Annotated in this window: 31 protein-coding genes; 5 read left to right on the top strand and 26 right to left on the bottom strand. The window is 64.2% G+C overall.

Going from position 1 to position 23,551, the window contains the following annotated elements; translation table 11 throughout:
- Positions 1 to 2 precede the first annotated feature (2 nt).
- The 11 genes from ACZLZY_RS02375 to ACZLZY_RS02425 form a co-directional block, all read right to left on the bottom strand.
- The gene (locus tag ACZLZY_RS02375; RefSeq protein ID WP_472931820.1) at positions 3 to 3,152 is read right to left on the bottom strand and encodes a D-alanyl-D-alanine carboxypeptidase family protein; all 3,150 of its coding nucleotides are present in this window, start codon (positions 3,150 to 3,152) and stop codon (positions 3 to 5) included.
- Positions 3,149 to 3,445, bottom strand: a complete 297-nt coding sequence (locus ACZLZY_RS02380; RefSeq protein WP_472931821.1) for a hypothetical protein — start codon at positions 3,443 to 3,445, stop codon at positions 3,149 to 3,151. The genes ACZLZY_RS02375 and ACZLZY_RS02380 overlap by 4 nt, the downstream gene beginning before the upstream one ends.
- Positions 3,445 to 4,053 carry a hypothetical protein gene (locus ACZLZY_RS02385; protein WP_472931822.1) on the bottom strand — a complete coding sequence of 203 codons (609 nt, stop codon included), beginning with the start codon at positions 4,051 to 4,053 and terminating at the stop codon, positions 3,445 to 3,447. Before ACZLZY_RS02385 ends, ACZLZY_RS02380 begins: the two co-directional genes overlap by 1 nt.
- A gap of 5 nt (positions 4,054 to 4,058) precedes the next feature.
- A complete protein-coding gene (locus tag ACZLZY_RS02390) occupies positions 4,059 to 4,292 on the bottom strand; it encodes a hypothetical protein (protein ID WP_472931823.1) in 234 nt (77 codons plus the stop codon).
- Between the two features lie 61 nt (positions 4,293 to 4,353).
- Positions 4,354 to 5,619: a phage major capsid protein gene (locus tag ACZLZY_RS02395; protein ID WP_472931824.1), complete on the bottom strand. Its 1,266-nt coding sequence runs from the start codon at positions 5,617 to 5,619 to the stop codon at positions 4,354 to 4,356.
- An 11-nt stretch (positions 5,620 to 5,630) separates the two neighbouring features.
- Complete coding sequence (locus ACZLZY_RS02400) at positions 5,631 to 6,314, bottom strand: HK97 family phage prohead protease (RefSeq protein WP_472931825.1); 684 nt, start codon at positions 6,312 to 6,314, stop codon at positions 5,631 to 5,633.
- The gene (locus ACZLZY_RS02405) at positions 6,311 to 7,564 is read right to left on the bottom strand and encodes a phage portal protein (protein ID WP_472931826.1); all 1,254 of its coding nucleotides are present in this window, start codon (positions 7,562 to 7,564) and stop codon (positions 6,311 to 6,313) included. The genes ACZLZY_RS02400 and ACZLZY_RS02405 overlap by 4 nt, the downstream gene beginning before the upstream one ends.
- Positions 7,561 to 9,222, bottom strand: a complete 1,662-nt coding sequence (locus tag ACZLZY_RS02410) for a terminase large subunit (RefSeq protein ID WP_472931827.1) — start codon at positions 9,220 to 9,222, stop codon at positions 7,561 to 7,563. The genes ACZLZY_RS02405 and ACZLZY_RS02410 overlap by 4 nt, the downstream gene beginning before the upstream one ends.
- A gap of 244 nt (positions 9,223 to 9,466) precedes the next feature.
- A complete protein-coding gene (locus ACZLZY_RS02415; RefSeq protein ID WP_472931828.1) occupies positions 9,467 to 9,862 on the bottom strand; it encodes a hypothetical protein in 396 nt (131 codons plus the stop codon).
- Positions 9,859 to 10,179, bottom strand: a complete 321-nt coding sequence (locus ACZLZY_RS02420; protein WP_472931829.1) for an HNH endonuclease signature motif containing protein — start codon at positions 10,177 to 10,179, stop codon at positions 9,859 to 9,861. Before ACZLZY_RS02420 ends, ACZLZY_RS02415 begins: the two co-directional genes overlap by 4 nt.
- Positions 10,179 to 10,523 (bottom strand): hypothetical protein, encoded by a 345-nt coding sequence (locus tag ACZLZY_RS02425; RefSeq protein ID WP_472931830.1) that lies wholly within the window; start codon positions 10,521 to 10,523, stop codon positions 10,179 to 10,181. The genes ACZLZY_RS02420 and ACZLZY_RS02425 overlap by 1 nt, the downstream gene beginning before the upstream one ends.
- A gap of 86 nt (positions 10,524 to 10,609) precedes the next feature.
- Here ACZLZY_RS02425 and ACZLZY_RS02430 point away from each other — a divergent pair, with 86 nt between their 5' ends.
- Positions 10,610 to 11,092: a hypothetical protein gene (locus tag ACZLZY_RS02430; RefSeq protein ID WP_472931831.1), complete on the top strand. Its 483-nt coding sequence runs from the start codon at positions 10,610 to 10,612 to the stop codon at positions 11,090 to 11,092.
- Here ACZLZY_RS02430 and ACZLZY_RS02435 read toward each other — a convergent pair.
- The 7 genes from ACZLZY_RS02435 to ACZLZY_RS02465 are packed head-to-tail and all read right to left on the bottom strand — an operon-like array spanning position 11,085 to position 13,533.
- Positions 11,085 to 11,327, bottom strand: a complete 243-nt coding sequence (locus ACZLZY_RS02435) for a hypothetical protein (protein ID WP_472931833.1) — start codon at positions 11,325 to 11,327, stop codon at positions 11,085 to 11,087. The two genes, ACZLZY_RS02430 and ACZLZY_RS02435, sit on opposite strands and share 8 nt — an antisense overlap.
- Positions 11,324 to 11,809: a DUF6074 family protein gene (locus tag ACZLZY_RS02440; protein ID WP_472931834.1), complete on the bottom strand. Its 486-nt coding sequence runs from the start codon at positions 11,807 to 11,809 to the stop codon at positions 11,324 to 11,326. The genes ACZLZY_RS02435 and ACZLZY_RS02440 overlap by 4 nt, the downstream gene beginning before the upstream one ends.
- Before the next feature lie 15 nt (positions 11,810 to 11,824).
- Positions 11,825 to 12,385 (bottom strand): hypothetical protein, encoded by a 561-nt coding sequence (locus ACZLZY_RS02445; protein ID WP_472931835.1) that lies wholly within the window; start codon positions 12,383 to 12,385, stop codon positions 11,825 to 11,827.
- Positions 12,382 to 12,606 (bottom strand): hypothetical protein, encoded by a 225-nt coding sequence (locus ACZLZY_RS02450; protein ID WP_472931836.1) that lies wholly within the window; start codon positions 12,604 to 12,606, stop codon positions 12,382 to 12,384. Before ACZLZY_RS02450 ends, ACZLZY_RS02445 begins: the two co-directional genes overlap by 4 nt.
- Positions 12,603 to 12,920 (bottom strand): hypothetical protein, encoded by a 318-nt coding sequence (locus ACZLZY_RS02455; RefSeq protein WP_472931837.1) that lies wholly within the window; start codon positions 12,918 to 12,920, stop codon positions 12,603 to 12,605. Before ACZLZY_RS02455 ends, ACZLZY_RS02450 begins: the two co-directional genes overlap by 4 nt.
- The gene (locus ACZLZY_RS02460; protein WP_472931838.1) at positions 12,917 to 13,348 is read right to left on the bottom strand and encodes a hypothetical protein; all 432 of its coding nucleotides are present in this window, start codon (positions 13,346 to 13,348) and stop codon (positions 12,917 to 12,919) included. The genes ACZLZY_RS02455 and ACZLZY_RS02460 overlap by 4 nt, the downstream gene beginning before the upstream one ends.
- Entirely contained in the window at positions 13,345 to 13,533 is a 189-nt protein-coding gene (locus tag ACZLZY_RS02465) for a DNA-binding protein (RefSeq protein ID WP_472931839.1), read from the bottom strand. Before ACZLZY_RS02465 ends, ACZLZY_RS02460 begins: the two co-directional genes overlap by 4 nt.
- Before the next feature lie 108 nt (positions 13,534 to 13,641).
- Here ACZLZY_RS02465 and ACZLZY_RS02470 point away from each other — a divergent pair, with 108 nt between their 5' ends.
- The gene (locus tag ACZLZY_RS02470) at positions 13,642 to 14,019 is read left to right on the top strand and encodes an Arc family DNA-binding protein (RefSeq protein WP_472931840.1); all 378 of its coding nucleotides are present in this window, start codon (positions 13,642 to 13,644) and stop codon (positions 14,017 to 14,019) included.
- Positions 14,020 to 15,183, top strand: a complete 1,164-nt coding sequence (locus tag ACZLZY_RS02475; RefSeq protein WP_472931841.1) for a tyrosine-type recombinase/integrase — start codon at positions 14,020 to 14,022, stop codon at positions 15,181 to 15,183. It abuts the gene before it with no gap.
- 342 nt (positions 15,184 to 15,525) lie between these two features.
- Here the strand turns inward: ACZLZY_RS02475 and ACZLZY_RS02480 are convergent, their stop codons facing one another.
- From ACZLZY_RS02480 to ACZLZY_RS02510, 7 genes are all read right to left on the bottom strand, one after another.
- Positions 15,526 to 15,675 carry a hypothetical protein gene (locus tag ACZLZY_RS02480; RefSeq protein WP_472931842.1) on the bottom strand — a complete coding sequence of 50 codons (150 nt, stop codon included), beginning with the start codon at positions 15,673 to 15,675 and terminating at the stop codon, positions 15,526 to 15,528.
- A 290-nt stretch (positions 15,676 to 15,965) separates the two neighbouring features.
- Positions 15,966 to 16,322, bottom strand: a complete 357-nt coding sequence (locus ACZLZY_RS02485) for a hypothetical protein (protein ID WP_472931843.1) — start codon at positions 16,320 to 16,322, stop codon at positions 15,966 to 15,968.
- A gap of 343 nt (positions 16,323 to 16,665) precedes the next feature.
- Entirely contained in the window at positions 16,666 to 17,250 is a 585-nt protein-coding gene (locus tag ACZLZY_RS02490) for a flavin reductase (protein ID WP_472931844.1), read from the bottom strand.
- A 30-nt stretch (positions 17,251 to 17,280) separates the two neighbouring features.
- Positions 17,281 to 18,594, bottom strand: a complete 1,314-nt coding sequence (locus ACZLZY_RS02495) for an NtaA/DmoA family FMN-dependent monooxygenase (protein ID WP_472931845.1) — start codon at positions 18,592 to 18,594, stop codon at positions 17,281 to 17,283.
- A gap of 1 nt (position 18,595) precedes the next feature.
- Positions 18,596 to 19,396 (bottom strand): ABC transporter ATP-binding protein, encoded by an 801-nt coding sequence (locus ACZLZY_RS02500; protein ID WP_472931846.1) that lies wholly within the window; start codon positions 19,394 to 19,396, stop codon positions 18,596 to 18,598.
- Positions 19,396 to 20,214: an ABC transporter permease gene (locus tag ACZLZY_RS02505; RefSeq protein ID WP_472931847.1), complete on the bottom strand. Its 819-nt coding sequence runs from the start codon at positions 20,212 to 20,214 to the stop codon at positions 19,396 to 19,398. Before ACZLZY_RS02505 ends, ACZLZY_RS02500 begins: the two co-directional genes overlap by 1 nt.
- 25 nt (positions 20,215 to 20,239) lie before the next feature.
- On the bottom strand, positions 20,240 to 21,301 hold the full coding sequence (locus ACZLZY_RS02510) for a putative urea ABC transporter substrate-binding protein (RefSeq protein WP_472931848.1): 1,062 nt from the start codon (positions 21,299 to 21,301) through the stop codon (positions 20,240 to 20,242).
- Between the two features lie 244 nt (positions 21,302 to 21,545).
- Here ACZLZY_RS02510 and ACZLZY_RS02515 point away from each other — a divergent pair, with 244 nt between their 5' ends.
- Positions 21,546 to 22,223, top strand: coding sequence for a TetR/AcrR family transcriptional regulator (locus tag ACZLZY_RS02515; RefSeq protein WP_472931849.1), 678 nt, complete (start codon positions 21,546 to 21,548; stop codon positions 22,221 to 22,223).
- A gap of 166 nt (positions 22,224 to 22,389) precedes the next feature.
- Here the strand turns inward: ACZLZY_RS02515 and ACZLZY_RS02520 are convergent, their stop codons facing one another.
- Positions 22,390 to 22,647 (bottom strand): DUF1127 domain-containing protein, encoded by a 258-nt coding sequence (locus ACZLZY_RS02520; RefSeq protein WP_472931850.1) that lies wholly within the window; start codon positions 22,645 to 22,647, stop codon positions 22,390 to 22,392.
- Positions 22,648 to 22,856: 209 nt separating this feature from the next.
- Here ACZLZY_RS02520 and ACZLZY_RS02525 point away from each other — a divergent pair, with 209 nt between their 5' ends.
- Complete coding sequence (locus tag ACZLZY_RS02525) at positions 22,857 to 23,507, top strand: protein-L-isoaspartate O-methyltransferase family protein (protein WP_472931851.1); 651 nt, start codon at positions 22,857 to 22,859, stop codon at positions 23,505 to 23,507.
- The last annotated feature ends 44 nt before the right edge of the window (positions 23,508 to 23,551 follow it).

Here is a 23,551-nt window from a genome sequence, read left to right on the forward strand (position 1 = left end):
CGTTATCCTTTCGAGGTGAGGAAGAGAGAGCCGACGTCGCCGACAGGACCGCCGAGAACTGCGCCGGGGAGCCCAAGGCCGGCTCCCATCGAGGCTCCGGCTTGGAAGCCACCGAGCGCCCCGGACACCGCACCGCCGACCGGTGAGCCACCTTGGTAGGCGCTGGCGAAGATGCCGAGGCCGGCGCCGAGGGCGTTCATGCCGGCGCCGAGATTGCTCGCGGTCTTGCGCATATCCACGCCGCCCGCGTTCCATGGGTCGACGCCCGCGGCGACGCTGTCGCCGTAGGAAGGACCATTCGAGACGCCGGGGATCGCTCCCGCGGCCGCCTTGCGATTGAAGTCGACCAGACCGTCAGAAACCGCCTTCGACGAAATGCCGGTATCCGCCGCCGCGCCGCCGCGAGCGCTGGCGAGCTCGATGTGCCAATCCTCGTTCCCGAGCGGGAACGCCAGGCCGTACTTGCCCGCGTTCTCGTGAAACCAGTCTTTGGCCGCGCCGGAGCTGTATCCGAGATCTGCCGCGTTGCCGAAATTGTGCTGGCTCTTGCCGGGAGGGGCGACCCACTTCCGCGCTGCCGAGACGCTGCCATACTTCTGGACTGCCGCGTCGAAGAGCTCCCCCTGCCGCGCGATCGAACGGAAGCCGGAGTTGATCTGCACAGCCGACTTCACCGCGCTCGGCGCGGCCTCGAACATGCTCGTCAGCGCAGAGGCGAACGAGGTGTTCAGGTTCGAGATGTGGCTGGCGCCCTTGCCGGCGCCGAGAAGCGACGACAGCAGATTGCCGGAAACCGACTTGGTCACAGTCTCGGCCAGCTGCCGGGAGACCGGCGCAGAAACGGCAGAGGCACTCGTCGCCGAAGCGCTGTTCGAGTTGGCAGCGACCGGGTTGCCGCTCAGTAGATTGCCGATCGACGACAAGGTGCCGGCGAGGCTGCCAGATCCTGCCTTGCTCCCGCCGCCAGCATCGCCGCCCAGGAAGCCCCTCAGCAGCGTGTCGAGGCCGTTGGATGCGAGCTTGTTTCCAAGGCCCGCGAACGCGTTCGTGAGGGACTTCAGCGCACCTTCGCCGGAGGTCAGGCCGCCGACGAGGGTCTCGGCGAAGTCGCGAGCGAGATCGCGTGAATCCTCCATTTTGTCATAGGTCTTCTGAAGGGCATCGTTATAGCGAACCTCCCCGGCAATGCGCTGGCCATCAAGGCTCTCGTAGGCGACGCCGAGCTCCCGAAGTTTCTCCTGCACCTCCTGCTCGACGGGCGAGCGGGTGATCTGCTGGCGATCGAACGCGAGATCGGAAAAGGCCTGCGTCAGCTTTTCGGCCTTCTGCATTTCCTCGCGCGCCTTCTCGATCGCCGCAGTGAACTCGCCGACGCGCCTGGCGGCCTCCCTGATGTACGCAAGCTCTTTCTCGCTTACGATCTGGCCGGCCTCTGCGGCGGCGCGCTTGGCCTCCGTCACGGCGTCGAACTCGAACCGCAGCGCCGCGGCCGCCGAGGTCGACATGCCAACCGCCTTCAGATCCAGCTGCAAGGCGACCACGGAATCCTTGGTCGCCTGCGCACGTTCCTGGACGCCCTTGCGATAGTCGTCTCCGACCTTCGTCGCCTTCGTCATCTCCTCCGTCTGAGCCCTCAGGCCATCGCGGATGTCATTGAGCCCTTCGACGTTCAGGCGATCGTCGAGCGCGGTCCGGCCACCCATCCGATCGCCGAATGTGCTCTTCGCGGTCCCCGGACCAAGCGGATCGGCGGAGATGCGTCCGCCTTTGCCGCCGAGACGGTCGAGCGCGTCCGCGCTGGCGTTGTACGCCGCTGCAGCGCTAACGGCTTCCTGGCGACTCGCGCTCAGCGTGGCGATGAACGCCCTCAGCTCTGCATTCGGTGTGGACGAGCCGAGGGCGCCGAGAGAGTCGTCGAGCGCCTTAACGTCGCCGCTGGTCTGGAACTCGCGCAGCACACCCGCCAGCTCAGCGAACTTTGGCGTCACGGTCGTGATGACGCCGCCGACGCCATCCGTGACCGCGCTTGTCCTCGTCAGCTGCTGGATGAGCTTTGCCGTCGACTGGCCAAGGGCGTTCGTCGTCTCGCGTAGGCCGCTCTCGACGTCGAACTGCAGCGCAGCCTTGCCGCGCTTCGCATAGTCCTCGACAGCCTTCCCCGGCAGGCCCCACGCATCGGCCAGCGCCTTCACGCGCTTCTCCTGGTCCGTAACGATCTCCGAGACCGGGCGGACTTCGTTGCGCGACATGAGTGCGTAGGCGGCAGCCGCCGCGCCGGCGACGCCGAAGGCGATCCCGAGAGGGCCGATGCGGGTCAGGACGCCGAGCAGGCTGTCCTTCAGCGCGTTCAGCGAACCGCGGACACCTTGCGGCCCATCGCCGAGGGACTGGATGACCTGGCCCGCCTGGCTGCTGATGATGGCGAACGGCGACGCGCCCATAGCCATCATGGTCGCAACGTCATTCAGCTGGTAGCCGAGATTTTGCACCTGGCCGCCGGTCAGCTTTACCGCCGCGCCGGTCCCGCCAAGGCGCTTCGTCGTATCATCGAACCGGGCGTTCGCTTGCGCTGTAGCCTTGGCGAGGTCGGCTGCGCTTAGCTCGCCCATGCGGGCATACATGCTGAACTCGGCCAGTTCCGAGTTGAGCTTCGCCTGCGCCGTGGCCAGCGGATCAATCTCGGCGCGGATCTGCTCGAGGCGTGCTCCCATCTTAAGGAAGGCGCTCGACGCGCTCTCGGCGGACTTCGCTGTGTCGCCGATGCCGAAGCGCTTGGAGATGTCCGCGGCCATGCCGGTATCGCGGCCGGTCGCGGCCCCCATCGCCGTGAGGTTGCCTCGGATCTTGCCGAGCATCGAGGCGAACTCCTGGCCATCAACCACGCCAGCCTTCACGCCGTTGTTAAGCGCCTTCATGTCGGCGTCAAACTGACGGGTCGCCCGCGCGACGCCGGCAATGCGGCCTTCAAGTGCCTTATAGCTTGAGGCCCAACCTCCGAGCTGCACTTCGCTGGCCTTGCTCGCCGCGGTGGCGCCGCGCGTGGCCTTGTCCATCAGCGCATGACCCGCTGTCAGGTCCTTTGCCATGGCGCGAAGCGCGGCGCCGCCAGTCTCCTGGTATTTGACGGTGACGATCTCGACTACGTTGCTCACGGAGTAGCTCCTTCCGGCATCGTTCCACCGAGAGCGGCGAACGCCCTCAAGGCCATGGCGATCAATTCGTCTTTCAGCTCACGCTCGACAAACCGGACGCGGCTGACCGTCGATCCGCGCGGGTCCGGCCGCGGCGGCCAGACGGCGGTGGTACCGGTAGGGTCGACAACAAGTGAACAGCCCTTCATCTCGAGGCCGCGCGTATTGACGTCGAAGAACGCCACGATCTTCCAGCCATCGACGATGGGCGGCAGATCCGTGAGCGTGATCCCGGTGATTTTGGTAGGTTCCATCAGAAGAGCCTTCGGTATGGTGCGAGGAGCTGTTCGGCCTCCGGATCGGCTAGCGCGCCGGCCGAGCTCGGCACCCACCACGACGTTGCACCGACGCCCTCTGTCGTCTCGGACTTTATCAGGGCATCGCGGCCGGTCGTCGACAGGTAGGCGCTGACGAGGCGGACACAGGCGCGCTCGACGGAAGGCGGCAGCGTGCCGGCGTTATCATCGGTCGGCAGGACATAGCCGGCCACATAGGTGGCGGCGATCTGCGACCCCCAGCAGAGGCGCCAGCCATCTTCCCCCAGGTGGAAAAGCGCATTCGTCGCCGGGTCGTACTGGTAGCTGGCCGAGGCGATGACCTCGAGGCCCTGCGACACTGAAAGGATCTCCGTCACCGCCGAGCGGCCGAGGATCACGCCCCCGGCGCGAGTCGGCCCGTCGAAGGTCTCGCGCACCGTTTCGCGCTTGAACGGCCGCTGACAGTGGTCGACGATCGCGCTCGAGGCCTGCGAGATCAGCATGCCGACCGTCGAGTCCTGCGCAGCCGCAAAGCCAAGCAGAGACCGCGCGCGTTCAAGCGTGGTCAGGTCGGTGGCGGTTGCGGGAGTGATGACGGTCAGCATGACGCTTACTCCTGCGGCGCGACAGCGAGCGGCTTACGGCCCGGCTTGGCGGCCTTGTTCGACTGCTCTGCGGCCATCTTGTTCTCGGGCTTCGGCGCCGCCTTCGTGCGACGGGCCAAGCCCAGACGTTCGAGTTCATCGGCGCGCGTCGCGGCGACATCGAAGACGTCGCCCGGGTCGCAGAGATCGCCTTGCGGCGTTCGGTTGAACGGCTTCAAGGCTTCGATTTCGGTTTCCATCGTCGTCTCCATTCCTAGAGTTAAGGAAGCGGCCGGGCTGTCGGGCGCCCGGCCGTTGTCGTCAGCCGGCGTTACCGCTGACGAGGTTGCCGTAGACGAAGCTGTCGGGCCGGGTGACGGCGAGCGCGACGCGTTCCTCGGCCCGGATGGTCACAGCGTTACGGACGAAGTTGTCGCGGTCCTCGGTCGACACTTGGACGTTGGCGTCCTCACGGTCAAAGAGCTGCGCGCCCATGTTGAAGGCACCGGTTAGGAACTTGCCGGGCGCGATCGCATCGCTATCGACGACTGGCAGACCCCAGATGCGCTTTTCGATGACGCCGCGGGGGTCGCCGATGACGTAATTGCCGGTGGAGTCCTTCAGCGTCTCCATCTCCGCCCAGTCGATCGGGTTGAGCACCACCGCAGTCGCGCGATAGAGGGAGATCCGCACCTGCAGGATGGCGCGGCGAAGGCGGTCAATCTTCGTGTCACCAGCCAGCGAGTACGTGGAATAGGCGAAGGCTGTCGACTGAGGGATGAGGCCGAGGAGGTTCTGCCCGGTGCCATCGCCGCCGAGGATCTGCGACTCCTCGACCATTGCCAGGCCGTAGCGCAGGCGGCCGTCAATGTAGCTCTGCAGCTGAGGAATATCGTCCAGCACCTGCTTCGACGCGTGAATCCAGTGCGCGATCGTACGAACCGGAGTCGACAAAAGGTCAAACTGCAGGTCGGACTGAGGCTTGACCGCCAGCTCGGCAACCGGCGCGGCGAAGTTCTGGAACCCGCTCTCCTTCACGTACTCGATGGAGCTCGATTCCGTGCGGCCGGGCATCATAAGATCGCGGATGGTGAAGGTGCGCTCGCCAGGCGTGACAATGTACGGAAGGCGCGCCGGCCGAATGGCATCGCCGACGCCGCCGGTGCCGGTCGTGAGGCTCGAGACGCTGGTGACGGCCTTGGTCGAGATGCGCGCCGTGCCACCGCCGCGGGTCTTCATGCCCTTCCATTCGTCCGACTCTGTGAACGTCTGACCGAGCGATTTTACCGCCGGGCCGTCACCACCCCCGCGACGGGCGAGCTTCTGCTCGACGGCCAAGAGCTGCGCCTGCAAATCGGTGCCGGCCTTCGCGAGGCTGGTCAGCGCCGCCTTGGTTTCGGCCAGCATCGAGCCGTGATCCTTGATCTCGGCGGCCGCCTTCTCGGAGAAGGCCTGGATCTGCGCATCGCGGGCCTTCAGGCCTTCCGCCAACGCCTTGATTTCCAGCTGATCATCAGCAGCGGCGCCGGCTTCCTTCGTATGGAAGGCGCGGGGTGCGGCGGACTGGTGGAGGGGGTGCATGTTCATAGGAGTTCTCCTCAGAAGGTCGGAAGGGACAGGGGGGTGCGGAGCGACGCCACGAGCGCGCCCAGGTCGTTGCCGGGAGGGTTGGACGGTGCCGGGCCGCGGGCGGACCAGGCTTTGAAGCCGACGGCCGCGATCTCGTCGGCGTCGGACGCTGAGAAGCCGCGGTCTTTCAGCAGACGCTCGAACTCGCGGTCGGAGATGCGATCGCCGGAGGCCAGCTTCGCCTTGATCGAGTCCACCCGCGCCTCATCGTTGGCGGGGTTCGTCACAACGGACGCCTCGATCAGGTCCACGACCTTCAGGCTGCGGATGCGGGTCTTCTCGTCGAAGGAATCCTCGCGGACGTAGTAGCCAATCGAGAGCCCGGTGATGGCGTGAGCCTTCATGCCGCGAAGCGCGATGCGGGCATAAGCCGCCTCGTCGGTCCACAGGGTGCCCTCACCATAGAGACCGCGATCGTCCTCGCGCAGGACGTCCCATTGCCCAATCGGCTCGTCGGAACGGTGCTGCCACAGGATCGGCAACGTCCGGCCTTTGTCCTTCGTCCCGGCAATGCTGGCGGTGAAGGCACCTGGAGCGACGGCTTCGCGATAGCTGTCGACCACCCCCCAGACAGAGGCATAGCCGGAGAACGTGCCGTCATCCTTCACCGACTTCAGCTCGAGCTCAAAAGAGCGGGTTTTCGTCGCGGTCATGTGGCGGGCTCCGGGATTGGCTCACCCGGTGCCGGCTGGACGCGGCCGGGATTGCGCCCCGCCTGATCGAGAGGCACGAGCGTGCTATTGACGAGGTGGACGTCGCCGCCCACGAAGCGCGGCAGGTTCTCGCGGTCGGCGATCTGGTTCGGCGTGATGGCCGCGACCTGCATCAGCTTCGAATACATCTCTGCTCGGCCGGCGCTGTCGGCGCGGAGAAGTCCTTCGACGGTGAACTCGGCGTAGAGGATGCCCCGGTCGCCGGGCGCGATCAGCGAGCGCTTGATCGCCTGCTCGATGCGGGTCAGGTAGGGGCGAAGGCCGAGGGTAAGCCAGCCGAGCATGATCTGCTCGACACCAGCGCCGAACATGGTCTGGCCGGCCGAGCTATGCCCTACAAGCACCGGTGGCACGCCAAACCAGCGGCAAATCTCTTCGATGTGGAAGGCGCGGGTCGCGAGCATCTCGGCGTCGCGCGGCGGCATATTGACGTCCTGCCACTTGAAGCCGGCTTTGCCCTCGAGGAGCATTACCTTGCCGGCATTCTCGGCGCCGACGAACGGATCAATCAGCGCGGCTTTGGTTTGTTCACGATGCTCATCCGTCATCGAGCCTTCGTAGGTGATGACGCCACCGGGCCTCATGCCGTTGGCAAAGGTGCGGGCCGAGGCCTCATCCGTTGCCATGGCTGCGCCGAGTGTCTGCCGGGCATGCGCTACGGTAGAGAGGCCGAGATCGCCGCCGAGACCGAAGCCGCGCACGTGCATGATATCGGCGGCGGCGAATTCCATGATCCCTTGCGGGTCGCTGTAGCGGTAGCGGAGATCGCCGCCCCGGGTGCGATAGATCTCCATCAGGTCGGGGCGCAGGAGCGTCATCGCTACCACGCCGCCTCCGACGCCGCGGCCGAGCTCGACGAAGGCATTGCCCCAGATGAGCACGTGGGCGACGAGCGCCTCCCAGAACTCGACGGAGGTCTGGTCGGCGTTCGGCTGGTCGTGAAGAAGCGAATTCAGCGGATTGGCGCTGGCGATGTCGCGGCCGCCGTCGGCCCGCCGCAAGTAAAGCGACAGCGGTAGCGTTGCGATCGTCTGCGAGATCAGCCGGACGCAGGCCCAGAACGTCGCGACCTGCATTGCAGTGTCGGGAGTGACATTCTTTCCCGACCATGATTCCGTACCGAAGTACGTGCGCCAGATGCGGGTTTCCTTCAGGCCGAAACGGCGCGCGAGGTTCACGAGCGCGCTCATACGATCACCACTTTCTTGAGGAAGTTTCCCAGATCGAAGACCGGCTCCGGCTCGAAGCGGCGAGCAAGGTCGAGCGCCATGACGAGCGTCACCGCCGCATCGATGCGAACCGGGCCGCGGCCGTGAGATTTGTCTTTTGCGATCTTCAGGTTGCCGGCGGGATCACTGTCCATGATAGCGCCGGACATCGCGGCCGTGAGCACGGGGTGCCCGCCGTGGCGAATGCGTCCGGTGAGCGCCAGCTCTGAAAACCAGTCGACGGCGGGGCCCATCGTTTTGAAGCCCTGCCGAAAGGGCTCGAGCGGGACCGGAAAATCCGGGTCCACGTCCGCAAGCTCCTGCTTGAAGTCCTCAATGCGCCACTCATCGTATCCGAGCACGACCATGTTGAACTCGGCGGCAAGCTTGATGAGCTCCATCGCGACGAAGCCGTAACGGATCGTCGGGCCCGGCACGCTGATGAGGTCGCCTGCTTTGATCCACGCACGGAACCGGTCCTGTTCGGCCGGCCGGCGGACGCCAAGCTGGCCTTCTGGTGTCCAGCACCACTGCAGAATATCGAAGCCTGGCTCCTTCTGATCATCCGGGAACGCGAGTGTCAGGCTCGTCAGATCGTGTTTGCCGGACAGATCCAGCGCGGCGAAACAGGTACGGCCGGCCAGTTCCTTACGATCGACGGCAACGTTACCGCGGCGCCAGACGGATGCGGTGACGATCCGGTTTTCCTCGCGGGCGTCGACGCGTTGATTGAGCCGGAGGTTGCGGAAGGACGCTTCGAACGCCGGGATGCGCCGCGCGCGCGCAGCGGCTTCGCGCATCTCCGTCAGCGACACGTACTTGCCGAGCGCAGGGTTACAGGCAAGCCAGGTGGCTTCCTTGAAGGGGTCAGCCTCTGGAGGGGCGCAGATGAGCTGCACGAAAATGGACGGATCGGCACCGCTCAAGCCGTCATCGATCAGCTGCGACAGTGGATGCTCGTCGTCTGGCGCCTGCGTCGAGATGATCAGCGCGAGCGCTTCCTTTCGCTTGCCGAGGCCATTCATCAGGTTGTCGAGGAGGATGCGGTCACGAGCCTGCGCAAGCTCGTCGTAGACGAATAGCGATGGCGCAAGACCATGTGCTGCGCGAGCGTCCGAGGACATCGCCTGATACAGGGAGCCCGTGCCGACGCCTTCGGTGACAAGAATTTTCTTCTGGAACGCCTGGATATTCACCCGGACGGCGAACTCCGGAATCTGATCAATGATGGCGACGATCTCATTGAAGATGATCCCGGCCTGGCCGCGGTCGATCGCCGCCGAATAGACCTCGCCGCGGACCTCGCTTTCCGGCCCCAGCAGGTGCGCAAGCACGAGCCCGGCGCAGAGGCCGCTCTTCCCGTTGCCCTTCGGCTGGCTCTGGATGCCAATGCGGCGCTTGCGGAGACCCTTTGCATCGAGGTCGCCATAGATCTGCTGTACGAAGTCGCGCTGCTCCGGCAGCAGCTTCATCTTCTTGCCGGCGAGCGGACCCTTCGTGATCGGAAGGAACTGCAGGAAGGCAATCACCCGCTCGGCGCGGTCGAGACCCTTCCGGTTCCACGGCAGCCGACGTTTGCGCTCCGGAAGGGCCTCCCGGGCGATGCGTTGACGTGATGCGCCTGGTCCGCGGGCACCCATTAGAGGGCCCTCGACGAGCGGCCGAAAATCAAATCGGCTGAAACTAATTCTGCGGAGAGGTACCCAAGCCGGTCCCAATCCCCTCGCCTCGTCAGCTTTCGACCACCCCCCCTCTGCGACGATGCCTCGCACGCGACCGACGATGGCCGCACGCGTGCACCGATGGCCGACGCGACCGCGAGCCTTACGGCACAGCGGACGCTCTGAGCGGCCTTGCAAAGGGGGATGCCGACGGTCTGCATGATCAGACAGCCCAGCCCGTATCGAGGATGGCGATCTTCTGGCCCGGGTAGACGGGGAAGTCTCCGCCCGCGAGGTAGTTCGGGCTGGCCGGCGGGAGGATGTAGCGGGGCACTGCCTCATTGGAGACGTTGGACGTGCCGAAGGCTGGCGTCACCCCGACGGGGAAGATGCCAAGGTAGCTGTAGCCAGCACCGGTCTTGGCCGCATCGTCGACGTAGCGCGAGAAGACCTGAAGCGACAGCTCTGTGCCCTTTGGCGCATCGGGCACAGTGATCACGTCGCTGAGGACGGTCGTAGTCGCAGTGAGCTTGCCCGAGGCGACAAGCTTGCCCTTGCTGAAGGGTCCTTCCTGGTAGCCTACCGGATAGGCGACGATGTGATAGCGGACAGCGCTCATGAGAGGGCTCCTTGATTGAACGGGTGGCGGGGATCTGTCGGGAGGCCGTCGGCACCGATGCGCGCGGAGTAGCCGTTGCGCTCCTCGGCCTGCTTCGGTCCATTGTGGTGAGGGGCGCAGAGGCTGGCCCAATTGGCGCGGTCCCAGAACAGCGCCTGGTCGCCGCGGTGCGGCTTCACATGGTCGACGACGGTGGCACGGACGAGCCGGCCTTCCTCCTCGCAGCGGACACAGAACGGATGGTTGCGGAGGTGGCCGGCGCGGGCCTTCTCCCAGGCGGTGCCGTAGCCGCGCTCCCGGGCGCTGGCGCGGGCCATCAGCCGGTCACCTTCAGGTCGATCCGCACGACGGTTTCGCCAATGGCGATGGGCGTGGCGATGACGACGGTGCGGCTTTTGCCCTGGTGGATGACGACGTCGCCGAGCTTGACGGGGAGCGGCCAGCCGGCGGCGGCGAGGCCGGTCGGCGAGATGATCACGGTGCTGTCGAACTGATCCATGCCGCCGGCGAGCTCGTCGGCTGTGGCGCCGCGGACGAAGCCGAGCACGGTAGCGTCGACCGGGTCAGCGTCGAAATCCTCACGACGTAGGGTGACGGGCGCGCCCTTGCTGGCGAGCTGTCGATCGAGGGCTGAGAGGGCGAAGGCAGCGCATTGGCTCATGACAAGCTTATGCGCGCAGGCGACCGCTTTTGTGGAATGGTTTGATCAGGGATTTCGTGGGAAGACGCAGTTGGGGAGGGCTTACAATGAGCTGGGAATTTTTAATCTTTGAACTGCTGAAGCTTTTGCTTCAATTCGCGGGTGCGGCGGCAATCGCGTGGCAGGCTGTGCAGTGGGCGCTTCGCCGCTACAAGCAGGAGAAGCACTGGGAGCGGCGCATGACCGCCTACACCGAGCTGGTTACCGCAATGGGAACAATGGTCGATGTAAACGGACTATGGGAGACAGCCGAGATTGAGGATCGGGAAATGTCTTTGGAAGCGAAGCAGGCCGCTTTGACACGTTACGGGGAAGCAAGGCGACGTCTAGAAGAAAATCTAGGTACCGCCCAGCTTTTGCTTTCTGAGGAAGTGGCGGACATAGTCAAAAACCTTCCGAGAGACATAGACAAAGCTCGAAGGAATGCGACCTACTTCCTCGAGTCTGTCGAAATGGAATGGTCAGTCATCGAGCCCGCAAGAAGAAAGATCATCGAGATCGGAAGGAGGGACATTGGAGTACTCAAGTAGTGAATGATACTCCTTTCCTCAGAAAAGCGATCAGGTCGTCCTCAAAGGCATAATATCGGCCGCCAAGTTCCTTAACTGGCGAGCCGGGCTGCTTTGCCAGCGTGTCCCTCACGAAGTCAGGTCCAACTCCTATCCTGGCGCCGATGCCGACCAGTGTCCAGATGATCCGCCCTGGCTTCCTTGGGACGGCGTTCAATGCGTCGAACATGTCAGGTGTCAGTTCGGGCCGGCTCATGCTGCACCGTCCGGTGCAGCCACATAACTGCCCAGCCCGCGACGCTGCATCTCCTCGGCAACTGCCTTTTCAAACCGATGCCGCTCCGCAGCAGCGACTTCAGGCTCGACGCCGACCTTCAGAAAGCGGTTCTCTACGCCCTCGAAAATCTTCTGCCGATTGTGAGCGATCTGCTTCTCAGTGCCGGTAGAAAGGGTAGCAGCCGCCCTCTGCACCCTCCAGACTTGTCGGATCTCCGGAAATGGAAGGATCTTGCAGTGAGGCTTCCAATCGAACAGCGGCAGACCATCATGGCTCTTCATCGAAGATTCCTCCTCTGATCTATTCCAAGAGAAATTCCATTCTGCTTCCTGCTCGCGCACGTAAACGCCAACGCCATCAAGGTCGGGCAGGAAATTAGGTTTTCGGGATTCAGCGAGAGAGAGCGCAGCGAGCGAGCGCTGATCACGAAAGCCGTTTTCCTGTTCGACAAGACGGTGCAACCGCCTCGTGCCTGATCAGAAGAGGTCATCGGTCGGCTCCTCTTGTTCAGGAGTACAAGAGGTATCGGACCACGCTTGTCCGGTCGGGGTGGACCACGCTTGTCCGGTCGCCCCCTTTGACCGACCGGACCACGCTTGTCCGGTCGCGTTTGGCCCAACTGACGGAAACGAGAGCCGAAGAATTCGAGTTTTCACCAGCACACCTTCGCCGTTCCTTCTGCCGCCATACTCAGCGGCGAGGTAGCCGGCACTGCGCAAAAGGGTGACCTCACGCTGGATCGTCTTCTCATCCCAGCCGCCGGCATCGTCTGCAAGCATGCGGTTCGTTGCGGTAATCTCGCCCGTTTGCCATCTGATCCGCAGACGGATAACCGCCATCAGCCGATAGCTCGACTTCATCTTTGCCAACAGGCGGTTTACCTGACGGGCCCAAAAATCGAAAAGCTCGAAGCGTTCCCTAGCCGTATCTGGCCATCTCGCTACTACGGCTGCCGCCTCGTCGGGGGTCGATCGCACCCCCGATCGCGGGGCCTTGGTTTCCTCTGCATCGGGTTTCTTCGCGGTACGGGCGCTCAATTCGCCCGCCCATGCTCGACGCGTGCCGCTGCGATCGCCTTAGCCGCCTCGGCCTCGGTCAAATCGAAAAGCCGCCGGACCTCCGACTCCAGCGGGCGCGGCCAGTGCTGCGGCGGCCGGTCAGCCAACCACTTCGATGCCGTGGCTATAGGCGGCGGGACGCGCGTCTTGAGCCTCGCCTTTCGCTGGAGCGCTTCCTTCACCCAATCGGACTCGCTCATGCCAGGCCTCCCGGGTGAGCGGTCGCATAGACGCGGCGAAGGGCGGCAATGAAGGCGTCGACAACGGCCGCCTCGGCCACCATGATCACGTCCACTGCGAGGTTCATCTCCTGCAACTGGCTCCGCTGTTGAGCCCGCAGCATATCGATCGTGTCGCCATAGAACTTGGCGTAGTTCGGGTGTGCCGATCCCTCGGGACATGAGAGGAAGAAGCGCTCCGCCATCCTCTGGGCCATGCCGTTGATGTGGTCCTGCCAGATCTGAAGATCATCCACGGACGTCAGGAAATCGGCGAGCTGAATAGGCGCCCTCATTTTTCGAGCTCCCAGCCGAGCTTTTTAAGCTCTCTGCCAACCGCCTTGAAACTCAGGCCGTTGGCGAACAGCCGATCCTGTTCGGCCTGGAAGCGGAGGTAATCCTCGGCTGCTTCGGCCGAGACCTCGCGAGGCAAGACCGGCAGGCCTTGGTCGTCCTCGAACTTCGCCACCTTGTCGAGCATCCGCTCCGGCTTGATCCCCCGCACGACCCGCAGGGCATCCTCCAGCGCCGCCAACTCCTCGGCGGTATATTGCGGATCGGTGAAGTGGCCGCCCTTGATGTGGTAGGCGGCACGATCCCGAGCGACCGTCAGGCGATCCAGCACCTTGACGAGATCGGCGAGGACGTCGGCCAGCGGGGCGCTGGCGGTGGCGCGGTGGTCCTTGATCCATCCGCCGCGCCGGCTGCCATTAACCGCGCTCATGCTGCCGACTCCATGAAGAAGCGGATCAGCTGGCCGCGCTCGGCGACCCAGCGCGCGCCAACCTGCCGGACAGGCAAGTGACCGTCCGCGCACATGTCATAGGTCTGGCGCTCGCTGCGCCCGATGACCTTCGCAATTCCCTTGATCCCCCAAACGAGATCGAGGCTTTCCGTTTTTTCTGTCATTTCAGTAACCCTTGGTCATTAGCACGGTGCTAACTATAAGCACGGTGCTGATATTGACGTCAAGCGTAATTCAGCACAGTGCTAGATCGGGAAGCGTGAGGATGGGAAATGAAAGCGATTGGACGCGGCTCGGATCAGGCAATGATCCGATTGCCTGATGGAATGCGCGAACGGTTAAAGGCAGCGGCGCTGGCGAACCAGCGATCTATGAACGCTGAGATCGTCGCTCGGCTCGATGAATCTTTTGAGCTTGAGGCGCGCTTATCGCCCTCGCATGCTGAGGAGCGATCAGAATGGGGAGACACGTTCGGTGATATCTATGCGAGCCAAGAACGCGCCAAGCGTGCTCAGAATGAGAAGCTGGAAAGTATTCTGAAAAATCAGAGAATAATGGCTCAAGCCCTGCTGGCCAGTTTGCGAATTTCAGATCCGAAAAGTGCATCTTTCATCGAGAAAATCATCAACAGCGACGACAAGGAGACGTGAATGTCCGTCCGGAAGCGATCCTGGATTACTGCCAAGGGCGTCCAGAGGGTTGTATGGGCGGTCGACTACATGGACGGGTCGGGCAAGCGCCGGCACAAGTCCTTCGCAAAAAAGAAGGAGGCTGATGCCTTCAGTGCGACAGCATCTGTAGAGGTGCGGCAGGGTGTGCATGTCGCTGACAGCGCCAGTGTGACCATAGAGAAGGCGGGTGAGTTCTGGATAGCCTCAGGCGAGACGGCCGGCCTTGAGCGGTCGACCGTCAATCAGCGGAGAAGCCACCTCACGAACCACATTACGCCTATGATTGGTGAAGTCCTGCTGTCGAAGCTCTCGCTTCCGGCGGTCCGAGATTTCGAGGACAGGCTTCGAAAGGAGGGACGGTCTGCGGTGATGGCCAAGAAGGTGCTGACGTCCCTTGGCTCCATCCTTTCAGACGCCATGGAACGGGGCCTTGCCGCGCGCAATCCAGTGCGGGAGATCCGCGGAAGTCGGAAGGGGCGCGACCGGCGTGCCGAGCGGCGGCAGAAGGGGCGCCTGGAGATCGGCGTCGACATCCCGGCCCGGGAGGAGATCAAGGCCTTTGTGGACGCGCTGGAGCCGAACTGGCGTCCTCTTCTCGTCACGGCCATCTTCACCGGCATGCGATCGTCAGAACTTCGCGGACTGCGATGGAAGGACGTCGACCTCAAGCGCTCGAGGATCCGCGTCAGCCAGCGCGCTGACGAGTTTGGAGAGATTGGCCCGCCGAAGTCGGAGGCGGGCGTCCGCACCATCCCGGTGCCGCCGCCCGTCATCAACGCGCTGAAGCAGCATCGCCTTCGTCAGCCGGCCGAGCATGAACTCGTTTTTGCGAACCCTTCCGGCGGACCGCGATCGCACACGAATATCATCGACAAGGGCCTGGTCCCGGCGATGAAGCGGGCAGGGGTCGTCACTGATGAGGGCGATGCGAAATACACCGGCATGCACTCCCTCCGGCACTTCTACGCCAGTTGGCTGATCAACCGGAAAGAGGAGGGCGGCTTGGGCTTAACGGCGAAGATGGTCCAGGAGCGGCTCGGCCACGCGTCGATCGTGATGACGATGGACGTCTACGGGCACCTGTTCCCGCGGGACGATGACGGCGGCGAATTGGCGGACGCGGCGACGGCTTTGCTAAGCTGACTGCAACACGGATGCAACAGAGGCCCTGAAAGGCCAACGATTTCAATAGCTGCGAGAGGCCTGCAAATCCTTGCATCCCGGTTCGATTCCGGGCGAGGCCTCCAGTTCAATTTTCAGCAGTCGTTGGATATTGCGAGACTTGTCATTTGAACGGCTTTCGGCAGAACGGCTTTTAGCTCTTCCCCATCATGCGACGCTGGCGCTGGCGGTGGCCTTGTCTGACGCCGGCCCCGCTTCTGCTTCGCGCTGACGCGGACACTCGATCTCTTGGACTAACGGCGTCTCGGATCTGATGATGCCTGCAGGATACGGGGATCTCATGTTCCGAGGGCGACCCAGGCCTTAGTAAAGCGCCAAGAACAACACATCCCACAACAGCGCAGACAGGCAGAGCCCCAGGAACAGGGCGCGGGCAGCATCGAGGTCATTGCCGGTGCGACCTTCTTCGCGCGCAACAGTCAGTTTGACGGTCTCCACGGTGTCTGCTTCCATTCTCGTTTCGCCTTGTCCCGGAGGGATGAAGGGGAGAGCTATGATCGAAACGGAAGCGGAGATGCCGTTGCCTCAATCAGTCCCTGCCTGCTGGCCAGTCTCGGCGTTGCCGGTGGGCTGCGGAAGGGCGCTGAGGAGGTAACCCCGATGTGCTGTGTCGCTTGGAGAGGTTCAGGCTGTAGGGGACCGTTGGTACGGGCGCTTTAGAGGAATGGGACTGGCGACTATTGGCACAAACGAAAAACGCCCCGCCGTGAGGCAGAGCGCTTCTCGATGACTGTAGCTGGAGCTTACTTGGCCATGTCGGCGCCGGCGCCGGTGCCCTGGCCGCCCGAGGTCGAGGAAGAGACGCCGTTGACGTCGGTGGAGGCGTTGCTGTTGCCGCCAGCGGTGAGGCCTGCGCCCTTCGGCTGGGTGTTTGCGTTGGCGTCCGGGGTCATGCTGCCGGTCGACATCGCGTCGGTGCCCATCATCGGCTTCTTCGCCATGTCGGCGCCGGCGCCGGTGCCCTGGCCGGCCGTCGTCGACGAGGTCACGCCGTTCGGCTGGGTGGTGGCGTTGTAGTTGCTGTCGGCCGGGGCCGGGGACTGGGCGAAAGCGGCGGTGGCGATCATCGAGATACCGGCGGCGATCATGAACTTCTTCATAGGATTATCCTTTGCTGCGCCGACCTCGAGGCCGGCTCACTCCGTCTTGCGGATCGCTTAGGTAAAGCCTGACGCAGATCTGCGTTCCGCCCATGACGGCGCCCACGGGGCTGATGGCCGTGAAACTAATGTGATACTGGATGTGACGGGGCTGCCCCTTGCGGAACCGTACCCACGGCTTAGCGAGCAACGTCCACACTAAGCCTGCCCGCAGTGTCTTTATGGTCGCAAGCGGGGTGTGAACTTCGCAGACGGCCGCTCTCCGCTTCGACCCGTGCCCCTCCGATGACCGAATACACGCATCGCCTTGGCAATATGCCGCCGGTTGGCCTGCGTCGCCGGTTCAGCTCTCGGCGCGCGCCGCCACGGCAGCATAGCGGCGGCCGGCATAGACGAGGCCGTCACCGGGCGGGCCCTCGACGATCGCGAGGACCTCGCAGAACAGGACGGCATGGGTGCCGACATCGACCGCGCTCGCGATCCGGCAGTCGAAGGTGGTCAGCGCGCCCGCCAGCACCGGCGAGCCGGTCACCGCCGTCGACCATTCCGCCTCGGCGAAGCGCTCGGCCATCGGCGTCTTTCCGCCGAAGAGGTTGGACAGCCGTTCCTGTGTGGATGCCAGCGTGTTGACGCAGAGCGCGCCATTGGCTTGGAAGGCAGCGCCGACCGAGCTCTCGCGCTTGACGCAGACGAGCAAAGTCGGCGGCTGGTCGGTGACGCTGCTCACCGCGGTCGCGGTGAAGCCGGCGGGGCCGTTCGGTCCGGCCGTGGTGATGATGTGCACCGCGGCAGCAACGCTCGCCATGGCGTCGCGATAGGCCCTCTGCTCGACAACCGGGCGTTCGAGGAGGCCGAGGGCTTCCGCCGTCGTCGGGGCATCGGCGATTACGGACGTGCCGGGGAGGATGAAGGGCGCAATCAAGGTCATCGTGTCGTCCATAGCCTCTGTCGGCGGCGATTAGAATGCCCGCAGATTGTCGCGCAGCATGTCGTGCGAATAGTGCGAGCGAACAAGGCCGCGTTTCTGCAACGCAGGCACGAGTCCGTCGGCGATCTCCACGAGATAGCGCCGGCTGACGCGCAGCACAGGCGTGGTGATCAGGAAGCCGTCGCCGCCGACCTCCTCCATCACCTCGCCCATTCGTGCGGCCACCTGGTCGGGCGTGCCGATCAGCTCCACCGAGGAGACGACGCCGCCGGCCCCGTCGACCACCAGCTCGCGCAAGGTCTTGCCGCTGCCCCATTGCTGGAACTTGTCGAGCGTTCCCGATTCGCCATTGGTGACGAGTTTTCCGGGCAGCGGCTTGTCGAGATCGAACTGCGCGAAGTCGATCTCGGTGATCGCCGAGAGCGAGGCGAGGATGTCGATGATGAAGTTTGGCGCATTGATCTGCCGCGCGTGCCGCTCGTGCGCGTCCTTCTCTGTCTCGCCGACCGTCGGGGTGACGCAGAACAGCACCTTGATCTCGTCGGGATCCCGGCCCATCGCCGCGGCCCGGGCGCGCAGGTCCGCCCGGAACGCCTTCATGCTCTCGACGCCCGAGGCGACGGAGATGATGGAATCGGCGTGGCGGGCGGCGAAGTCGCGTCCGCGCGGCGAGGCGCCGGCCTGAACGTAAACAGGGCGGCCTTGCGGCGAGGGCACGGTGTTGAGCGGCCCGCGCACCTTGAAGTGCTTGCCGACGTGGTCGATCGTGTGGACCTTGGTGTGGTCGGCATAGACGCCGGCCTCTCGGTCGAGCACGACCGCGTCGGGCTCCCAGCTGGAGAACAGCTTGCCCATCACCTCCATGTACTCGTCCGCCATCTCGTAGCGGGTCTCGCGCAGCGGCAGCTTGTCGAGGCCGAAATTCTGAGCGGCGAGGTCCTCAGCGGACGTGACGATGTTCCAGCCGAAGCGGCCCTTGGTCAGGCTGTCGATGGTGGAGGAGAGGCGCGCCATCAGGAAGGGCGGGTAGGCGAGCGTCGACATGGTGGCGACGATGCCGAGCTTCGACGTCGCCATGCCCATCGCCACCGCCAGCGGCACCGGATCATGCTTCGGGACCATCATGCCGAGCTTCAGCGCCGCCTCGGTCGAGCCGCCATAGCTCTGCGGCACCATCAGCTTGTCTTCGATCATGATGTAGTCGAAGCAGGCGCGCTCCAGTGTCTGCGCCATTTCGACATAGAACGCGCCGTCCCAGGGCAGGCCGCCCTGGCCGAAAGGCTCGCGCCATTCGTCCGGCGTGAAGTTCATGAACCAGGCAAGGTGGAAGCGCTTGTCGGTCATGTCAGTCCTTTACGAGGGAGAGATGAGAGGGAGTGGCGGCGGCTAAGCGCCGGGCCTCGAATCGCTGGCTGTCGCGCACGATGCGCAGCTTGGTGGAAAAGTCCGAGCATATGCCGGCGCCGTAGCGCTCCGGCGCGTGCGGATCGTGCCGCGCCCTGTCGACCGCCATCACGCGCGTGCCCAAGAGGAAGGCCTCGTTGAGGTCGTGCGTGACCATGACGATGGTCATCTCATGCTCGGCCCACAGCTCGCCGACCAGCGTGTGCATGGCCTTGCGGGTCCCGGCATCGAGCGCGCCGAAAGGTTCGTCCAGCAGCAGCACTTTCGGCCGGTTGATCAGCGCCTGCGCGATGGCGAGGCGTTGCTGCATGCCGCCGGAGAGCTGCTGCGGATATTTTTGCGCAGATTCCGCGAGGCCAACTCGCTGGAGCAGTGCCATCGCTTCGTCCCGCAGCGCCCGCCTTGCCGCGCCGAAAAGCCGGCCGGTGAAGGGCGAGGCCGCCCATTGCGGACCGGTCATGACGTTGGCGAGCACCGTCCGGTGCGGGAAGACCGAGTAGCGCTGGAAGACGACGCCCCGGTCGGCGGTCGGCTCTGCGGCGATCGGCTTGCCGTCGAGCAGGATCTGCCCGCGCGTCGGACGCTCCTGCGCGAGCAGCATGCGCAGCAGCGTCGTCTTGCCGACGCCGCTTGGGCCCACCACAACCAGGAACTCGTGGTCGGCCAGCGTGAAGTTGATGTTCTCGAGGATGATCGCCGGCCCGTATTCCTTCCAGACGCCGTCGAAGCGGATTTCCGTCATCAGGCGTCCTTCAGCTCGTTCCAGGGGAAGGCCGCGCGCGAGAGTTGGCGGAGCGCGAGGTCGATCAGGAAGGCGAGCAAGGTGATCCAGAAGACGTAAGGCAGGATCACGTCCATCGCGAGGTAGCGGCGGACGAGGAAGATGCGGTAGCCAAGGCCGCCCTCGGCGGTGATCGCCTCGGCGGCGATGACGTAGAGCCAGGCGGTGCCGAGCGACAGGCGCACCGATTCGATCAGCCGCGGCATCACCTGTGGCACGACCACGTCGAGCAGCATCTGCCAGGTCGAGGCGCCGAGCGTCTGCGCCTTGACGATCTGCTCGCGCGGGATCGCCGCCACCCGCAGCACCACGTCGCGCACGAGGAAGGGCGCGACGCCGAAGACGATCAGCACCATCTTCGACAGTTCGCCAAGGCCAAAGGCGATGAAGAGGATCGGGAGCAAAGCGAGCGGCGGCACCAGCGACAGCGCGGCCAGCACCGGATCGAAGGCTGCCCGCAATTGCGGGATGAAGCCGATGGGAATGCCGATGACGAGGCCGATCAGCGCCGACAGGCCGAGGCCGGTGCCGAGCCGGCCAAGGCTCAGCCAGGTGTCGAACCAGAACACCGGCTGGCCGATCGCCGGGTCGACCTTCGTCATCAGCCGGACGATGGCCGCATAGAAGCTCTCGAAGCTCGGCATGATCTTGTCGGCCGGCGCCACCGCGAGGCGGGCGTTCGAGGCGAGGACGTAGACGAGAAGGATCAGCAAGAAGGGCAAGGTGCCGAGCACCAGCTTCTGCATGCGGCTCGGCGGATAGTTGATGATGCGGCGCATGCGCGTGTTCCCGGCCTGCTTCTGCCTAGAGCGTGCCGTCGGCCGCCATCTTCGCGAACGTCGGGTCGAAGCGCAGCTTGATGTTTTCCTTGGCGCCAAGCACCGAGCCGTCGGGCATCTCGATGCCGATGGCGTCGACGCTGTCGGCGCCTTGGCCGAACAGGCCCTGGTCGAAGCAGAAGGTGCGCACGCTGTCCCAGATCGCCTTGGTCTTGGCGTCGGTCATGGAGCTGACGGCCTCGGCCGGGGTCTTGAAGAAGTGCGTCGTCTCGACCTGAGTGGCGAGGCCGGCGACGTCGGTGCCCATGCCGGCGGCCATCGCTTCCTTGATGCCCGCCGAGTCCGGTCCTTCCATCGTGGCGAGAGCCTCGTACCAGGCGCCGGTCACCGCCTTGGCGAAGGCCGGGTTGTCCTTCAGCACGTCGGTCTTGCCGATGAAGACGTCCATGATCTCGCCGGGAATCTTCGAGCTATCGAAGATGATCTCGGACCCTGCCACGCTTTTCACCATGTCCGGCACCATCGGCTTCCAGGTCGCCGCCGTCACCATATCGGGCTGGGTGAGGTAGGCCGCGGCGATCTCTGAGTCGGAGATGTTCACCGTCTTCACGTCGCCGAGGCTCAGGCCGGCCAGCGCCAAAGCGCGGTTGAGCAGGTAGTGCGAGACGCTGAACTGCAAGAGGTGCACCTCCTGCCCCTTGAGGTCGGCGACCGATTTGACCGACTTCGAGACGATCGCGTCATTGCCATTGGAGTAGTCGCCGAGGAGGAAGATCGAGGTGTCGACGCCCCCCGCCGCCGGCATCACCAGCGCATCCATGCTGGCGACGCCATAGGCGTCGAGATCGCCGGCGATGAACTGGTTGACGCCGGAGACGTAGTCGTTGAGCAGCACGATCTCGACGTCGATGCCGTACTTGTCCGCCCACTTCTTCATGACGCCGGAGCTCTTCAGCCAAGCGAATGGCATGAAGCCGACATAGATGCTGTAGCCGAGCTTGAAGCTCTTGCGCTCCTCGGCATGGCCGGCGGTGGCGGCAAGGCTCATGGCAAGGGTAAGGACGGCGGCGCGGAACAGACGTTTCATCCGAGGCTCCTGATCGACGCGCCGGCGGGTTGGCGCTATTCACCGATGGATTAATATGAGACGGTTCCCGGCGTTTGCACAGCTCAAAGAAATGGCGTCATACCATCCTTCAAGGCATTGATATGGTTGTAATTTACAGGCGGAAGAGCGCGAATTGTGCAGCGCATGGTCAGCGTCTGCCCACCCACCAGCCGGCATGGCCAAATGGCGGCGCGGGGGATGGATGCTCGCGGAAGGAGATTGGATGAAGACCGCAATCCGGCAGCGGCTCGACCCTGCGACCCGGTGCGCGCTGATCCTCGACGAGGCCCTGCGCCAGTTCGCCGGGCGCCACTACAGCCTCGTCACCGTCCGCGATGTCGCGGAAGCCTGCGGAATCAACGCAGCGCTCATCCACTACTACTTCGAAAGCAAGGACCAGCTCTTCCGCCGGACGATCGGCCATGTCGTCGAGGGCCTCGTCGCCGGCCACGAAGCGCGGCGCGCCGGTGCGGACGACCCGAAGGGTGGCATCGACGCCTGGCTGGACATGCATGTCGAGCTGGCGCCGACGATCGGTCGCATGTTGAAGATCATGGCCGACTATGCCGCTTCCGGCGCGCGTGATGCGGCGACCGACGCACTGATCGCGGATTTCTACCGCCTGGAACAGGCGCTGCTCGAGGATTGCATCGGCCGCGGCGTGGCGTCTGGTCTCTTCGCCGATGTCGACGTCGCCAAGACGGCGAGGACCATCACGCTCCACCTCGACGGCATTTTCCATGCCTCCGCCAGCCGCGGCGACGACCGCATACCGCAGGACATCGACGATCTCAGAGATCTCGTCGCGACGCTGCTGTGCGGGAAGGCTTGGCGGACGCCGGGGTTCGGGGAGGGCCGATCCTCAAGCCCGAGCGAGAAGAAGCAGCCTGCCGGATCGTGACATGAAAGAAGCCCCGCCGCGGGTGCGACGGGGCTTCAAAGCGGGCGGAGTAGAACTCAGTTGCCGCGGCGTTCGTCCAACATGGAGACATCACACAAACGCAGCGTCTTAGCTTCTCTAGCATCTCAATTCGACGAGGTTCGCCCCATCGCAGGATGCCTAGAGATTAATGCTGGATGCGGCCGCGACGAACGACGGAATCGATGTCACCGCGGATCAGACCGATGTCCCACAGCTGCCGGTCTTCCATCTGCGACAGCAGGCTGACGGTGCGGCGGTGAGCGCGGAAGTCTTTGATGCGGTTGGCGAGCTGGGCGAACATGGTGTTGGTGCGCTTTCGGGTTGGTTTGATGTTGCCTAGATACGCCGCGCGTGTGCGTAAAAGAAGAGCAAAGACTGCACGCGACTTATGCAGAAGTGGCATGGATCGCCTAGTTTATAGTCTGTCTGGCGCGGCATGCTTATTATCGCGCCAAGGCGACACGGACGGCGTTGATGCTGCCTTCTGAGCGGTATGCCGGCGGGCGTAAGTTTCGGCGGCAACGCCTTGCCCCGTGCCTTCCGGCGTTCCGTCTTGCACAGCCCGGGGCGGGCGACTAAGGGAGGGCATCGCTCGCAGACGGGACCGCGGACATGGATTTCGAAGCCGCTCGCATCAAGATGGTCGACAACCAGATCCGCACCACGGATGTGACCGACCTGCGCATTCTTCAGGCTTTCCTCAGTGTGCCGCGTGAGGCTTTCGTCACCGGTCCGCGCCAGAGCCTTGCCTATATCGACGGCGATCTGCCGATCGGTCCGGGCCGCTTCGTCATGGAGGCCTCGCCCTTCGCCAAGCTCCTGCAGCTGGTGCAGATCGACCGCGACGACAGGGTGCTCGATATCGGTTGCGGCACCGGATACTCGGCTGCCATCATCTCGCATCTGGCCGCCAGCGTCGTGGCGGTGGAGTCGGACACGGACCTGGCGTCTGCCGCAACGGCGACGCTCGCCCGTCTCGGACACGATTCGTGCCGCGTGGTCGAGGCGCCGCTCGCCAACGGGGCTGCGGATGGCGCACCCTACGACGTCATCCTTTTTGAGGGGGCTGTCGACGTGATCCCCGACGCGATTTTCGCGCAGCTGGCGGAAGGCGGTCGGCTCGTCGCCGTCGAGGGTCTCGGAAACGCTGCCGCGGCAATGCTTTACCTGAAGGAGGAGGGCGTCGTGTCCGGTCGCTTCGCCTTCAACTGCAGCATCCGACCGCTGCCGGGCTTTGAGCGCACTGCAAAATTTACATTCTAGAGTGTTTGTTTCCGGCCACACCATACGGCCGATTCAAGTGCTAA

It is taken from the genome of Mesocryomonas lacus (assembly GCF_055730135.2).

What these genes read in the sequence shown, in the direction of transcription:
- ACZLZY_RS02380 (WP_472931821.1), bottom strand. Translation starts at nt 3,445, where the DNA reads ATGGAACCTACCAAAATCACCGGGATCACGCTCACGGATCTGCCGCCC.
- ACZLZY_RS02385 (WP_472931822.1), bottom strand. Translation starts at nt 4,053, where the DNA reads ATGCTGACCGTCATCACTCCCGCAACCGCCACCGACCTGACCACGCTT.
- ACZLZY_RS02390 (WP_472931823.1), bottom strand. Translation starts at nt 4,292, where the DNA reads ATGGAAACCGAAATCGAAGCCTTGAAGCCGTTCAACCGAACGCCGCAA.
- ACZLZY_RS02395 (WP_472931824.1), bottom strand. Translation starts at nt 5,619, where the DNA reads ATGAACATGCACCCCCTCCACCAGTCCGCCGCACCCCGCGCCTTCCAT.
- ACZLZY_RS02400 (WP_472931825.1), bottom strand. Translation starts at nt 6,314, where the DNA reads ATGACCGCGACGAAAACCCGCTCTTTTGAGCTCGAGCTGAAGTCGGTG.
- ACZLZY_RS02405 (WP_472931826.1), bottom strand. Translation starts at nt 7,564, where the DNA reads ATGAGCGCGCTCGTGAACCTCGCGCGCCGTTTCGGCCTGAAGGAAACC.
- ACZLZY_RS02410 (WP_472931827.1), bottom strand. Translation starts at nt 9,222, where the DNA reads ATGGGTGCCCGCGGACCAGGCGCATCACGTCAACGCATCGCCCGGGAG.
- ACZLZY_RS02415 (WP_472931828.1), bottom strand. Translation starts at nt 9,862, where the DNA reads ATGAGCGCTGTCCGCTATCACATCGTCGCCTATCCGGTAGGCTACCAG.
- ACZLZY_RS02420 (WP_472931829.1), bottom strand. Translation starts at nt 10,179, where the DNA reads ATGGCCCGCGCCAGCGCCCGGGAGCGCGGCTACGGCACCGCCTGGGAG.
- ACZLZY_RS02425 (WP_472931830.1), bottom strand. Translation starts at nt 10,523, where the DNA reads ATGAGCCAATGCGCTGCCTTCGCCCTCTCAGCCCTCGATCGACAGCTC.
- ACZLZY_RS02430 (WP_472931831.1), top strand. Translation starts at nt 10,610, where the DNA reads ATGAGCTGGGAATTTTTAATCTTTGAACTGCTGAAGCTTTTGCTTCAA.
- ACZLZY_RS02435 (WP_472931833.1), bottom strand. Translation starts at nt 11,327, where the DNA reads ATGAGCCGGCCCGAACTGACACCTGACATGTTCGACGCATTGAACGCC.
- ACZLZY_RS02450 (WP_472931836.1), bottom strand. Translation starts at nt 12,606, where the DNA reads ATGAGCGAGTCCGATTGGGTGAAGGAAGCGCTCCAGCGAAAGGCGAGG.
- ACZLZY_RS02455 (WP_472931837.1), bottom strand. Translation starts at nt 12,920, where the DNA reads ATGAGGGCGCCTATTCAGCTCGCCGATTTCCTGACGTCCGTGGATGAT.
- ACZLZY_RS02460 (WP_472931838.1), bottom strand. Translation starts at nt 13,348, where the DNA reads ATGAGCGCGGTTAATGGCAGCCGGCGCGGCGGATGGATCAAGGACCAC.
- ACZLZY_RS02465 (WP_472931839.1), bottom strand. Translation starts at nt 13,533, where the DNA reads ATGACAGAAAAAACGGAAAGCCTCGATCTCGTTTGGGGGATCAAGGGA.
- ACZLZY_RS02470 (WP_472931840.1), top strand. Translation starts at nt 13,642, where the DNA reads ATGAAAGCGATTGGACGCGGCTCGGATCAGGCAATGATCCGATTGCCT.
- ACZLZY_RS02475 (WP_472931841.1), top strand. Translation starts at nt 14,020, where the DNA reads ATGTCCGTCCGGAAGCGATCCTGGATTACTGCCAAGGGCGTCCAGAGG.
- ACZLZY_RS02480 (WP_472931842.1), bottom strand. Translation starts at nt 15,675, where the DNA reads ATGGAAGCAGACACCGTGGAGACCGTCAAACTGACTGTTGCGCGCGAA.
- ACZLZY_RS02485 (WP_472931843.1), bottom strand. Translation starts at nt 16,322, where the DNA reads ATGAAGAAGTTCATGATCGCCGCCGGTATCTCGATGATCGCCACCGCC.
- ACZLZY_RS02490 (WP_472931844.1), bottom strand. Translation starts at nt 17,250, where the DNA reads ATGACCTTGATTGCGCCCTTCATCCTCCCCGGCACGTCCGTAATCGCC.
- ACZLZY_RS02495 (WP_472931845.1), bottom strand. Translation starts at nt 18,594, where the DNA reads ATGACCGACAAGCGCTTCCACCTTGCCTGGTTCATGAACTTCACGCCG.
- ACZLZY_RS02500 (WP_472931846.1), bottom strand. Translation starts at nt 19,396, where the DNA reads ATGACGGAAATCCGCTTCGACGGCGTCTGGAAGGAATACGGGCCGGCG.
- ACZLZY_RS02505 (WP_472931847.1), bottom strand. Translation starts at nt 20,214, where the DNA reads ATGCGCCGCATCATCAACTATCCGCCGAGCCGCATGCAGAAGCTGGTG.
- ACZLZY_RS02510 (WP_472931848.1), bottom strand. Translation starts at nt 21,301, where the DNA reads ATGAAACGTCTGTTCCGCGCCGCCGTCCTTACCCTTGCCATGAGCCTT.
- ACZLZY_RS02515 (WP_472931849.1), top strand. Translation starts at nt 21,546, where the DNA reads ATGAAGACCGCAATCCGGCAGCGGCTCGACCCTGCGACCCGGTGCGCG.
- ACZLZY_RS02520 (WP_472931850.1), bottom strand. Translation starts at nt 22,647, where the DNA reads ATGCCACTTCTGCATAAGTCGCGTGCAGTCTTTGCTCTTCTTTTACGC.
- ACZLZY_RS02525 (WP_472931851.1), top strand. Translation starts at nt 22,857, where the DNA reads ATGGATTTCGAAGCCGCTCGCATCAAGATGGTCGACAACCAGATCCGC.